Below are 13,742 nucleotides of genomic sequence, written 5' to 3'. Positions count from 1 at the left end.
TTAGTGTAATCCTTTCTCGTGAGTAATCGCCTCAACTTCTTTTAATGCATCTTCATTCAGTTGATCGAGGGTATTATTGGCAATGTAGGAATACACTGCACACAATACAAAGGACAATACGATAATGCCTAAACCTAAAGGAATTCCCCAAGTTGTCACACCGCCACTAAATGAACTCATTAAAAATTCTTTGTTGTAACCGACCAGTAGCATGAAGCCGACATAAACAAACAGCATGATTGCTGTCAATGTCCAACTGAGTCTCGCTTTCTTGCTTACCATTTCTTTGAATTTTGGATTTTGTAGAATTCGCTCTACTTGAACGTCATCCATAAACTACTCCTTTGACAGCGACCATCGATGGGCGCTTTTTAATCCTTTTTCTTTACGCTACTAAATTAACAAGCTTGTATGAGGTTCGTAACTTAGACTTTGGTCGCTAAATTTTGTACAACATGACAAGCTTTGTGACGGCTTAAGGTATGATAGTCCAAGCGTTGAACAGTTTAGGTGCTATGAACAGCTGGCTTATTATTGGGGTATTGGCCCTTTATATTTTAGTCTTATTCCTGTGTGCTTTTTTTGGTGAAAAGCATGCCAGTCGTTTGAGTACACGTGGACGAATGTTGCTGTTCAGCTTAACCTTAGGCGTTTACTGTTCCTCATGGACATTTTACGGTGCGACAGGTGCTGCTGTTCGTGAAGGCATCATTTTCCTGCCGATTTATTTAGGGCCACTGCTATTTATTTGGTTCGGCTACGATATTTGGCGCCGTCTGGGACGAGTCCGCCGCCACCATGCAATTTCTTCCATTGCCGATTTTATTGCTGCACGTTATGGCAAAAGCGGCACTTTGGCTTCGCTTGTCACAATCCTTGCCGTGATTGCCATTATTCCCTATCTGGCCTTGCAGCTACGTGCTATTGCTCTCAGTGCTTCGGTGGTACTTGATCAGGGGCCGCATTTAAATACCACCACCAACAGTGTTCTGTTAATGACTGGCGTTCTGGCCATACTGGCTATGATGTTTGGGACGCGCCAGATTGCCAATACCGAACAACATGGTGGTTTAATGCTGGCGGTGGCATTTGAATCATTCGTTAAACTTTCTGCACTGATCTGTGTCGCATTGTTTTTTATTTTTGAAACGCCGAATAACCTGCGGCAAATCAGTCATGACGTGGCCAAAACTTTTCATGAAGTGCAATTATTTGGTGTTCCTGAAACTTTCTGGATTCAGACTTTACTTGCAGGTCTGGCGATTATTTGCTTGCCACGCCAGTTCCATGTCGCGGTGGTCGAGCTGCGTGATGAAAAACATATTCGTGGCGCTCGGCGTTGGTTTGCGGTGTATCTGATTTTAACCACACTTGCGATTATTCCAATCGCCAGTTGGGCGCTACATGCGGCACCTCAGTTTTTAACGATTCCAGATGTCGCGGTGCTGTCCTTACCCCTTAGTTATAATCAGGAGTGGCTCACCCTGCTGGCTTTTTTGGGTGGTTTTTCTGCTTCTACAGGGATGTTACTTGTGTCTTCGGTAGCACTGTCGATTATGCTAAGTAATGACTTGATCATGCCTGCATTGTGGCGCTTTAATCTGATTTCGCGCCACGATACCCGTTTGCCTCAAATGCTAAAATTTACCCGTCGCATCTGTATTTTAGCGGTGATGTTACTGGGTTTTTTATTTTTTCATTTCTTTAATGATATCGATCAACTTTCTGTTTTTGGCCTATTGGCCTTTAGTGCCGTTGCACAGTTTGCTCCAGCCTTGATTGGAGGATTGTACTGGCGTGGTGGTAGCCGTCAGGGGGTTTATGCAGGGTTAATTGTTGGCTTCTTGATGTGGATGTACACGCTGCTACTGCCTACCATTTTAAGAAGTTTACCTGATCAATATCAGGATTTTTCCTATCACTTTCTTCACTCAGGTCCTTTCGATATTAGCTGGTTACGCCCAGAAGCACTCTTGGGTTTTGAATCTTTCGCACCCTTGACGCATGGGGTGATTTGGGCGCTGGGTCTAAATATTATTTTATATGTCTGGATTTCTCGTATTTATCGTCCAAGTGTGGCAGAACAAATTCAGGCAGAAAGTTTCTTTTATTATGAAACCAAGCCTTTACCTGCACAACATACCTCGACAGATATGAGTTATCTGCATCATGACGCTGCGCGACTGCGGGTAGGTGATCTGATTACACTCGCCAAGCGTATTACGGGTGATCGTCCAACCCAACACGCATTTGCACAATTTAGTAGTCAAAACAATGTCCTCTTAAATGAACACAGTTTTGCCAATGGTATGTGGTGGCGTTTTACTGAACAATATCTGGCGGGAACCATTGGCGCTGCCTCTGCACGAACTTTGCTCACCACGGCCATGGTCAATAATGGTCTGGCTTTGGGACAAGTCGCCAATATTCTGGATCAGGCATCGCAATGGCAACGCTTTAACCAAAACTTGTTGATGACCATGATTGATCACATGACACAAGGCGTGAGTGTGGTCGATGAAAACATGTGTCTGGTCGCATGGAATAATCAATATTTAAAACTATTTGATTATCCTAAAGATTTGGTCTATGTCGGCTGTCCGATTGCCGATCTGATTCGTTATAACGCCGAACGCGGTGAATGCGGGCCGGGTTCCGTCGAAGAACATGTCCGCAAGCGTATTCACTGGATGCAAGTGGGAAGCGCTCATGAATTTGAACGTATTCGTAAAGATGGTCGTGTCATTCAGATGCGCGGCAACCCGATTGAAGGGGGTGGTTTTGTCACCACTTTTGCTGATATTACCGCGTTCCGTGAAAATGAGGCGGTGCTAGAAGCACGCGTCATGGATCGAACTCAACAGCTTGCGGATGCTTTAACTGAACAACAATTGGCACGTGAACAGGCAGACAAAGCCAATATGTCGAAAAGCCGATTTATTGCCGCTGCCAGTCATGATTTGCTCCAACCGATGCATGCGGCTCGTCTGTTTAGTACCGTACTTGAACAAAGTGTGCATAGTGAACAAGAACGTCAAACCCTGCAACAACTTGACCGCGCTCTTTATGGGGCCGAAAGTATGCTATCAGCCCTGCTAGATATTGCCCGACTAGAAGGCGGTTCATTACAGCCGAAACGACAGGCTTATCCTTTGCATGATTTACTGAGTGATTTATCGCTGCAATTTAAATCGATTGCTGCGCAGCGCAATATTCAGCTCAAAGTCCATGATGCCCAATTCTGGATTGATACCGATCCACAGTGGATTCGACGCATTATTCAAAATTTTGTGAGTAATGCCTTGCGCTATACCGCCTCTGGGCGTGTGGTGGTGGGTGTATTGCGTTCAGCTAGAAAACCTCAACATATCCGCATCGGGGTATGGGACACAGGTCCGGGTATTGCGGAAGAACAGCGAATTAAACTGTTTCAGGAATTTGAGCGTTGTGGTCATACCTCGCCATGGGGTGAACAAGGTTTAGGTCTGGGTCTAGCGATTGTACAACGGATGACCAGCCTGCTGGATTATCCTGTAGAAGTTTACTCTGAGCTTGGAAAAGGTTCCACTTTCATGATTGAAGTGCCTACCGTTCCAGCACCACAAAAGACGGTTGCCGCTCTGCAACAGAATACGGCTATTCTGGCAACAGGTTATCGGGTGCTGTGCTTGGATAATGACGAAACCATTTTGGATGGTATGGCCGCTTTATTGTCGAAGTGGGGCTATGATGTATTTAAGGCAACTGAACCAGAACAAGCCTTGACTATTATTCAGACTGAAAATATTCAAGTCTGGTTGATCGATCAACATTTAAATCGAGATCAACTTGGAATGGACTTTATTTTGGCACATCGCCCTACCTCTGTACCTGTGGCACTGATTACCGCCGATTCAGATCCTGAATTACCTCAGCGATTAAAGGAAATGAATATTGTACTGCTGAAAAAACCGCTAAAACCCGCAGGATTACGCGCCTGGTTATCAGGTCTAAAAATTAGTTCAGACACATAAACGTTAAGTCGAGCTTTTGCATTTCAGAATATTACAGTGAGCTTTCAAGATGAAAATTGGCGTTTTATTTTGACAAATAGGCAAAAGTGCTCAGAAAATGAGCCTTTTGCTATTCCCCAATTGACCAAAGTTTCCAATTCACAATCCACTATGGCAAAGTCTCACCAATTTGTAATAAAACATGCGAATAGTTAGTTACAATTACATAATATATTGTTTTTTATAAATATTTAACAATTAAAATCCAGTATAGAACTTTAGTCTAATACCCCTTGCTTTCTGAATACCGCATAACAAGAAGAGTAAAAAGTCGATTCCATGATGCGCGTGAGCTTCACTATTTTGGCTCATCCAAAAACAGCATGGAAATTCGCAGAATTATTTTCAAGGACAAAAATCATGAATATTTCAGAGGCAGTTCCTCACGGTCAACATCAATCACTTCAGTTCTATCGTGAATACAGCGCCAATGCCTTACTCCCAGACATCGACTGGCAAGCGTTATTTCCTCATAGCAAACTTAATCCAACCCATGTGCAAGCCCTAGAAAGTATATATCGCAGTGCAGTGCCTCTGGCATTGAATGTCTTCAATGAACTTCACTTTGATGTATTTGCACCTGCTGCCTATCATCCACAAGGTTTGGGTTTATTTGACAAACTTGCACAGCAAGAAAGTACACTGCTTGCAAGCCTTGAAGCGGAAACTGCGACTCTGGATCATGCGACACGCCACCAAATCTGGAGCATGTTACTCCGTGGTGGTGCAGTTTTAGTCTTTAAGGCGTGGTTAGGTCGTGTTAAAAATAACAATGATGAACTTGATACCACTCAATTTGATGAGCTTTCTGATTTACTGTTCATTAAAACTCCTCCACAGCAACTCGCACAACGTTTAGCTGTCGAAGCCAATGCTGATTTGGATCATATCTTTTTAATGTGTGGCGATGATATTTTCCTTGATCGTTTTAACAGTCTGGAAACAGCGGCTTTATTTGTTGATTTGGGCGTTTATGATGCGGCTTTTTTGAGTTTGCGTGATGATCGTGTTGCAGATTATCTCAAACAAAAAGGTTATGTGACTCAAGAACAAATTGATGATTTGCAATGTGCGCTCAATCCGCTGTATTGCGACAACGTGACCTTAAAACAAGATTGCCTCGCATAAAATCATGCAGTGATCTAAACCCGTTAGACTAAACGGGTTTAGATCATGTTATACATCTGCACCTGTTGTGTCATGGTCATCCTCGTACAGACACCTCTTAACGTAATGCACCAATATAATGATGCGGTACCTCTTCCTGCTGAAGTTCGGCTTGTAATTCTGGACTTGTGCTTCTCAATCCAGAAAGGTTACTTTCGATCTTTGAACTAGCTTTTAGACTTTGAGTGGTAGCACCATTTAAAATCTTGTCTAATTTTTCCGCCAAATTTTTAAGCTCACGATCATCCACCGATGCAGCCAAGTGCATGATTTCTTGAGCATAGTCATTATTTTTTGCCATATAGACGGCATCCACCACTCGTCCAGTTTCACGGCGCAACCTGACATAAAGCTGAGTCGCCAAGCTAAATAATTCATTATTGACCAATGGATCATCTGTATAGATTGTTTTCATGTTCTCACTCCTGATTGATTTAAACCACAATGCCCTGTGCGATTTTTCACAGGGCATCGATATGGCTCGCATTGCCTGTTTAAGGAATGTGTTCTCCGTGCTGAGCCAGATCCAATCCAAGTTGTTCCTGTTCTTCATTCACTCTAAGTCCTACAATCTTGTCGAGAATAAACAAAATAATGAATGAAATCAGTGCACTGTAAATAAAGGTTACGATTGCACCAAGTGCCTGTACGCCGACATGCGCTTCTACGCCTGATAAAGTTTTTTGCGCAAATACACCCGTGAGAATGGCTCCTACAATGCCTCCTACACCATGAATCCCGAAAACATCTAAAGAATCATCGGCTTTGAGTAATCGTTTTAGACCTGTGGCTCCCCAGTAACAGCACACACCTGCCAAGACACCGATCATCAGCGCACCGCTAACGCCGACAAAACCAGAAGCTGGTGTAATCGCCACCAGTCCTGCGACAGCGCCAGAACATGCCCCTAATAAAGTGACTTTTTGACGCGCTAAATATTCAACCAAGCACCATGTCAAAGCCCCTGCTGCGGTCGCAATTTGAGTCACTAACATCGCCATACCTGCACGGCCATCGGCTGCGCCTGCCGAACCTGCGTTAAACCCAAACCAGCCGACCCAAAGCAATGAAGCGCCAATAAAGGTGTACATCAAATTATTTGGAATAAAAGGTTCGCGACCATAACCACGACGCTTGCCTAACATATAAGCACAGACTAGCCCTGCGGCACCTGCATTAATATGCACCACCGTGCCACCTGCGAAATCCAGTGCACCTAGTTGAGCCAACCATCCACTTGGTTCCCAGACCCAATGGGCAACTGGCACGTAGACTAATAAAATCCAGAACACCATAAACAAGATCATGGCTGAAAAACGCATTCGTTCAGCAAACGCCCCTGTAATCAACGCAGGTGTAATGATGGCAAAGGTCAACTGGAACATGATCCAGACGCTTTCTGGAATACTGGGCGCAATATGACTCACCGAAAGCTTTTGTTGTACTAAATTGAAGTCAACTCCATTCAACATGACCCGATCCAGTCCACCAATAAACGGTGAATGAGGCGTAAACGCCAGACTATAACCAATGACCACCCATAAAATAGTAGAAATACTTACAATCGTTAGACTTTGCAAAGAGGTTGCCAATACATTCTTTTTACGCACCATTCCTGCATAAAACAAAGCAATACCTGGAATGGTCATCAATAAAACCAGTGCAGTTGAGGTGAGCATCCACGCTGTATTTCCTGCTCTAATTGTACTCATATCGGTCATATATGGTGCAGTTTCTGCCCAGCTCTGCTGGGTCGTACAAACCATGCTTAATAGTGCAATCGCTGCATATTTCAATTGATTATTCTTCACATGTATCCCCTAAAGCCATTTGTATCTGCCTTTTTTGTAATTACTATTTAAATGCTGACTAGACTGGATTTAGCAAAAAACGCGCCAATGATTTCTGTTTATTTCTTTTTTTAATTGAATTAGTTAATTTAATATCAATAAGTGTGATGAATTTAACGTTTTTCCAAAATATAGTTTGGATTCCAATTTTCCTAAACCATGATTCATGCATTTTCATGCGATAAAAAAAGGATCTCGCTAGAGATCCTGAATACATAAAATAAATGCTTTTTCACATGCTTTATTTTCTTTTTTCTTCAATATTTAAAGCATTAATGGCCAGAACTGCCTGAGTACGATTTTGCACGCCTAACTTTCTGAAAATTGCGGTGACATGGGCTTTGATGGTTGCTTCTGAAACATCCAGTTCATAGGCAATTTGTTTGTTCAACAACCCTTCAGCCACCATCATCAAGACACGGAACTGTTGTGGTGTGAGTGACTGAATACGCTCTGCCAGTTCAGTTTCATCAGCAGCGCGCGGGTCAAAACTCACATTATTCGGTAAGTTTGGCGGCAACCAGATTTCACCTTCCAAGACCTGACGAATCGCTTCCCCAATATGGCTCGGATGAGCTGACTTTGGAATATAACCCATTGCCCCATGTGCGATGGCACGTTGAATAATCGAGGCTTCTTCGTGTGCAGAAACCACAATAATCGGAATGGAAGGATACTGCGCCCGCACATGAACCAGCGCTGAAAAGCCAGACGCTCCTGGCAAGTTTAAGTCCAGCAACACCAAATCAGGTTCAGAACCACTTTCCAGACGCTCATAAAACTCATTGACGGCAGCAGTCTCATGAATCTGCGCCTGAGGAAAACTATATCGCACAGCTTGAATGAGAGCATGACGAAACAGCGGATGATCATCAACGATTAATATATTCATAAGCGAAATGAGAAATCTTTGGCACGGTCAGATTAATTCTAACCATACTCTGGCTATTAAGGATATGTCATATTATCCCAATTTTTGTCCAAATGTCGGATCAGTCGTTCATTTTGATCAATTTTTTCCATTTTTACGGTCAGGAAAAAGTTCAGCAATTTTTGATATAATCCCAGTTTGAAATATTATAAATATATGATTTTATATTATATTTATAATATTCAATTAGTTATGCTTATAAAAATCAAGATTATCGTCATGTGAGCGATATATCAAAAAAAAAGATAAGTTTTGGTCATTTCCTTATTTTACCTAAACCGCTCAATAGGAATTAATAAAGACAGTTTTATTAATGTGATTGAGTTTATTCATGTCTAGTTCTCATGCTTCGTTAAATCCTTTAAATATTGTTGCGGTTTCTGGTGGTTTAAATACCCCTTCTAAAACAGAAGCACTGGTTCAGGAAATTTTAAATGAACTGGGTGAAGCCACCCCGATCAATGTCCATTTTATTAAATTTAGTGAAATTGGACATTTATTAGGAGGTGCAATTTATCGCAATCAATTACCACAACGGGTTCAGGATGATTTAGCCAAAGTTGAAGCTGCGGACGCACTCATTGTGGGTACTCCCGTTTATCGCGCTTCATTTACGGGTTTATTTAAGCATTTTTTTGATTTTGTTGAACAAACTGCATTAGTGGATGTTCCTGTGCTTTTGGCAGCATCAGGCGGTAGTGATCGCCATGCATTGGTATTAGAACATCAGTTACGTCCCTTGTTTAGCTTCTTTCAGGCCCAAACTTTACCGATTGGTGTCTATGCGACAGATCGCGACTTTACCGCTGAGTACACCATTAAAAGTGAATTATTGCGCGATCGCATTACGTTAGCAGTCGCCCGTGCTTTACCTATTTTGGAATGGGCACCTGCCAAAGGTCAACGCGCTGAAGTGATCAAATCCAAAACTGAGCAAGCCAATCAAAATCTGGGCATTAATAAACAAATTGAACAGGATGAAGTGCTTCCCTCAGCAGCAGTTCCAAGTCTGGATGCGGCTGAATCACGCCTACATCATAAAATTAATAAAAATTTAAAAACCAATGTCGCTTAAGACGACGAAACACTTTTAGAGGGTTTGACCATGTCAGAATTTTCTTCCCAGCCGATTCAATTTGCTTATTGGGTTCCCAATGTCAGTGGTGGACTTGTGGTCAGTAATATTGAACAGCGTACAGACTGGAGCTACGACTATAATGTGCGTTTGGCTCAGGTAGCCGAAGCCAATGGCTTCGATTACGCCCTGACTCAGATCCGCTTTACCGCAGGTTATGGGGCAGAAAATCAACATGAGTCGGTCAGTTTTAGTCATGCCCTCTTGGCCAAAACTGAAAAGCTTAAAGTGATTGCTGCGATCTTACCTGGCCCATGGAAACCCGTTTTGGCGGCCAAACAACTGGCAACCATTGATTATCTGACTAATGGACGAATTGCCATTAATGTGGTGAGTGGTTGGTTTAAGGGTGAGTTTGATGCGATTGGAGAAGAATGGCCTGAACATGACCAACGTTATGTGCGCTCTGAAGAATTTATCCGTAGCATCAAGGGTATCTGGACAACGGATAACTTTAGTTTTGATGGTAAATATTACCAATTTAAAGATTATACCCTCAAACCAAAGCCGATTCAGAAACCGAGCATCGAAGTCTTTCAGGGTGGTAGTTCACGTGCTGCCCGCGATATGGCGTCACGGGTTTCAGACTGGTACTTCACCAACGGCAATACTGTAGAGGAAATTCAAAAACAAGTGGATGATATTCGTGCCAAAGCCAAAACAAATAATCATCAGGTTAAAATTGGGGTTAATGCCTTTATCATCGCTCGCGATACGGAAGCAGAAGCACAAGCCGTATTACAGGAAATTATTGATCAAGCCAACATCGAAGCAGTCAATGCCTTTGATGACGCAACCCGTCAGGCAGGCGCAGCCAGTCCTGAAGGTGAAGGTAACTGGGCAAAATCCACTTTTGAAGATCTGGTGCAATATAACGATGGCTTCAAAACCAATCTGATTGGGACACCTGAGCAAATCGCCGAACGGATCGTGGCACTCAAAAATGTTGGTGTTGATTTGATTTTATCTGGCTTTTTACATTTTATTGAAGAAGTAGAATATTTTGGTGAAAAGGTTCTGCCTTTAGTTCGTGAATTAGAGTTACAACAACGAGTACAAACGACTGCGAAGTCGGCTTGAGTCAAATAAGCTTGAATAAAAACAATAAGAAATATGCTGTAGCCTAATAATAATCACTCGACCTCAGGACTCGGCTTGAGGTCTTTTATTTTCATTAAATCGATTGTTAGATGAAGTGTGCTATGCACTTTTTTTAAGAATAAAAACTCGGCTCAGGGACTTTTCCCGTCAACACCCACTCGCCCACTTCCTGATATTTGTAGTCGATCGGATCATGTAAGGTTTGAGTGCGTACATTGCGCCAGAAGCGATCCAAATTGAGTTGTGCAGTTGTGGCACGTGCGCCCATCACCTGAAAAATATTCTGAGTAATAAAAAGACTGCTTTGCGTCGCAGCAATTTTAGCTGTGGCAATCGCAACAGATACTTCGCCACGTTGCGGTGCCGTTAATTGTTCTCCCTGCTGCCATGCGTGTTGTAACAGTTTGACTGCTTTTTCTGTCAACAAACGAACACTTTCAAGCTGAACATAAAATTCGGCAAAATGCTTTTGAATATAGGGATCTTGGATTGCAGTTTCAGCACTTGATTTAAACCATGCTTTTTGTGACTGAACGGCTTGTCTGGCAGTTTCAAATGCCCCTTCGGCCACACCCAAAAATAAATGCACAAATATTAATTGAGCAATCAATGGTCTTAAACTGGCATAAGGCGTACTTAAAGGGCCAGGATTTAACAATAATTCATCTTTAAAAATTTTTACTTGTTCAAAATGCGTTGTACCACTATCGGTTTGACGTTGTCCCATATTGTTCCAGTCGCCTAGAAAACAAATACCCTCGCGTTGACTTGGAATCACTCCGATGCGTAATTGATCGTTTAAATAACCTGAACAGAGCAAAAAGTCAGAGTCCATTGAACCAGAACAAAAGCTTTTATCTCCATGAAACAAATATTCATCTTCACTCAGTTGCTCGATTTGTACACGCTGATCTAGCGGATTAAGTGCATTTCCCCAAAATAATTGTTGCTGCGCCGTTTGTTCAAACCATTTGGCATATTGTTCAGGTTGGGAAAATAATTGTACGGTCGCAATCAGTAAATGATGAAATCCATAAACATGTGCCAATGAACTATCAGCCTGTGCAATGATTCGAATCGTGTTAAAAATGGTTGGCCAGTCTGCTCCAATTCCTCCATATTGTTGAGGAATCGATAAGCTCAATAATCCACTGGCACGGAGTTGATCGCGCTCAGTTTTTGGATTACCACCTTGTTTATCACGCGCCGCTGCTGTCTTTTCAAATTCAGATGCCAGTGTTTGGGCAATTTCAATCGGATCGTTGTGCAGTGAAAAATCAACGGCATTCATGTTTTTCATCCTTGCTTTATTTTTTAAATCAGTTCGATAGCCTAACAAACTTGAGCCTGTTGCTTTATCACAATCTTGAAGATACTCAGCATCAAAATAAAAATACCGTCTTGGTGACGGTATTTTTAGCAATCAAGATCAACGATCTGGATAAACGGTGGCAATCAAATGCTCCACCACCGCGGGTTCTGCCAGTGTTGAAGTATCACCCAGACTGTCCAGTTCGTTCGCCGCAATTTTACGTAAAATACGTCGCATGATTTTTCCTGAACGGGTTTTCGGCAAAGCAGGCGCCCAGTGCAATGCATCAGGGGTGGCGATCGGTCCAAGTTGTTTACGTACCCATTGGACTAATTCTGTCCGTAATTCTTCAGACTCAGCGACTCCTGCCTGTAAAGTCACAAAGGTACAAATGCCTTGTCCTTTAATTTCATGTGGCATTCCCACAACGGCAGCTTCAGCAACATGCTCATGAGCGACTAAGGCACTTTCAATTTCAGCAGTTCCCAAACGATGTCCAGATACATTTAACACATCATCGACACGCCCAGTAATCCAGTAGTATCCATCTTTATCACGCCGCGCACCATCGCCCGTAAAATAACTGCCTTTAAATGTGGAAAAATAGGCTTCAATAAAACGATTCGGATCGCCCCAAATCGTTCGCATTTGCCCCGGCCATGAGTCCTTAATGATCAAATTTCCTTCGGCTTCGCCCTCAAGTTCGTTGCCTTCTCCATCTACTAGCGCAGGCTGTACTCCAAAATAAGGGCGTGTTGCAGAACCAGGTTTTAAAGCTGTAGCCCCTGGAAGCGGAGAAATCAAAATCCCTCCTGTTTCGGTTTGCCACCATGTGTCGACCACAGGGCAACGAGCCTCACCTACTACATTGTAATACCATGACCAAGCTTCAGGGTTAATCGGTTCACCGACCGTTCCTAAAAGTCGCAAACTGCTACGATCACTTTCGCGGACATAGGCATCACCTTCACGCATCATGGAACGAATAGCCGTTGGTGCAGTATATAAAATCGTGACATTATGCTTATCAACAATATGCCCAATGCGCGCCCATGTTGGATATTGCGGAACGCCCTCAAACATTAAGGTCGTCGTTCCGTTAGACAAAGGTCCATAAAGCAGATAACTATGTCCTGTAATCCAGCCTACATCCGCAGTACACCAGTAAATATCGTCCTGTTTTAAATCAAAAACCTCTCTAAAGGTCGAATTCACATAGACCAGATAGCCGCCTGTGGTATGCAACACGCCTTTGGGTTTTCCTGTTGAGCCAGAAGTATAAAGAATAAATAAAGGATCTTCGGCATTCATCGGTTCAGGCGGGCAAATCTCATCAACTTCTGTGATCACTTCGTGATACCAAAGATCACGCTCTTGTTGAAAGTGGATTGGATTACCTGTGCGATGCACCACAATCACATGCTCTACGCTCTGGGTTCCATCGAGTTTTAGTGCTTCATCGACACTTTCTTTTAAAGGAAGTTGTTTCCCACCACGCATTCCCGCATCGGCAGTAATGACCAGTTTGGCTTGACTGTCTTCAATTCGACTCGCCAATGAATCTGGAGAGAATCCACCAAAGACCACACAATGCACCGCACCAATACGCGCACAGGCCAGCATGGCAATCGCGGCTTCGGACACCATTGGCATATACAGCACCACACGGTCGCCTTTGGAAATACCATATTTTTTTAAAACATTGGCAAAACGACAAACTTCTTCGTATAACTCTTTAAACGAAATAATTTTATGCCGTGAAGGGTGATCACCTTCCCAAATAATCGCAGGTTTATGTGGATGTTCTTTGAGATGTCGATCGAGACAGTTTGCACTGACATTTAACTCACCATCAGCGAACCATTCGATCTTAAAATTGTCGGTGTCATAACTAGTATTTTTGACCTGGGTAAAGGGTTTGATCCAATCCAGTCGTTTCGCTTCGGCTGCCCAGAACTCCTCAGGTTGCTCAATCGATTTCTGGTAACGCTCAAAATAATCCGCCTCAAGCGTTCGCGCTGTTTTTTTAAACTCTTCAGGTACTGGATAGATGTCATTCATGCTGTTCCCTTCCTTGATGTTTGATCTCTCATCACGAGATTTTGTCAGTCATTTACTTATTGATTTTTATTCCGCCTTAAGCAGTATGAACACAGCATAAAAGTGCAAACAATAATGCTTTGGTCTTAGTTCA

Annotated in this window: 10 protein-coding genes; 4 read left to right on the top strand and 6 right to left on the bottom strand. The window is 42.9% G+C overall.

Annotation, left to right across the window (positions count from 1 at the left end; all coding sequences use genetic code 11):
- Window positions 1–333, bottom strand: coding sequence for a DUF485 domain-containing protein (locus tag EGS47_RS07915; protein WP_004985785.1), 333 nt, complete (start codon window positions 331–333; stop codon window positions 1–3).
- A gap of 182 nt (window positions 334–515) precedes the next feature.
- Here EGS47_RS07915 and EGS47_RS07910 point away from each other — a divergent pair, with 182 nt between their 5' ends.
- Both EGS47_RS07910 and EGS47_RS07905 read left to right on the top strand, forming a co-directional pair.
- Entirely contained in the window at window positions 516–4,013 is a 3,498-nt protein-coding gene (locus tag EGS47_RS07910) for a PAS domain-containing hybrid sensor histidine kinase/response regulator (protein ID WP_125269513.1), read from the top strand.
- Between the two features lie 399 nt (window positions 4,014–4,412).
- Window positions 4,413–5,180, top strand: a complete 768-nt coding sequence (locus tag EGS47_RS07905) for a hypothetical protein (RefSeq protein WP_125269512.1) — start codon at window positions 4,413–4,415, stop codon at window positions 5,178–5,180.
- 97 nt (window positions 5,181–5,277) lie between these two features.
- Here the strand turns inward: EGS47_RS07905 and EGS47_RS07900 are convergent, their stop codons facing one another.
- From EGS47_RS07900 to EGS47_RS07890, 3 genes are all read right to left on the bottom strand, one after another.
- Entirely contained in the window at window positions 5,278–5,634 is a 357-nt protein-coding gene (locus tag EGS47_RS07900; protein ID WP_125269511.1) for a hypothetical protein, read from the bottom strand.
- Window positions 5,635–5,713: 79 nt separating this feature from the next.
- Window positions 5,714–6,985 (bottom strand): ammonium transporter, encoded by a 1,272-nt coding sequence (locus EGS47_RS07895; RefSeq protein WP_416376711.1) that lies wholly within the window; start codon window positions 6,983–6,985, stop codon window positions 5,714–5,716.
- Window positions 6,986–7,310: 325 nt separating this feature from the next.
- On the bottom strand, window positions 7,311–7,961 hold the full coding sequence (locus tag EGS47_RS07890) for a response regulator (protein WP_004985802.1): 651 nt from the start codon (window positions 7,959–7,961) through the stop codon (window positions 7,311–7,313).
- Between the two features lie 370 nt (window positions 7,962–8,331).
- Here EGS47_RS07890 and msuE point away from each other — a divergent pair, with 370 nt between their 5' ends.
- Complete coding sequence (msuE, locus tag EGS47_RS07885) at window positions 8,332–9,075, top strand: FMN reductase (protein WP_125269509.1); 744 nt, start codon at window positions 8,332–8,334, stop codon at window positions 9,073–9,075.
- 30 nt (window positions 9,076–9,105) lie between these two features.
- On the top strand, window positions 9,106–10,215 hold the full coding sequence (gene sfnG / locus EGS47_RS07880; protein ID WP_125269508.1) for a dimethylsulfone monooxygenase SfnG: 1,110 nt from the start codon (window positions 9,106–9,108) through the stop codon (window positions 10,213–10,215).
- Between the two features lie 133 nt (window positions 10,216–10,348).
- On the opposite strand, the gene EGS47_RS07875 is transcribed toward sfnG, so the two are convergent.
- Together EGS47_RS07875 and acs are read right to left on the bottom strand one after the other, a co-directional pair.
- Window positions 10,349–11,527, bottom strand: coding sequence for an acyl-CoA dehydrogenase family protein (locus EGS47_RS07875; protein ID WP_125269507.1), 1,179 nt, complete (start codon window positions 11,525–11,527; stop codon window positions 10,349–10,351).
- A 138-nt stretch (window positions 11,528–11,665) separates the two neighbouring features.
- On the bottom strand, window positions 11,666–13,609 hold the full coding sequence (gene acs, locus EGS47_RS07870) for an acetate--CoA ligase (protein ID WP_125269506.1): 1,944 nt from the start codon (window positions 13,607–13,609) through the stop codon (window positions 11,666–11,668).
- Window positions 13,610–13,742 lie beyond the last annotated feature (133 nt).

The organism is Acinetobacter sp. FDAARGOS_515, assembly GCF_003938865.1.
GTDB classification, from domain to species: Bacteria; Pseudomonadota; Gammaproteobacteria; order Pseudomonadales; family Moraxellaceae; genus Acinetobacter; species Acinetobacter ursingii.
Note: the sequence above shows the minus strand (reverse complement) of the source record. Positions and strands in the feature narration are given on the sequence as shown.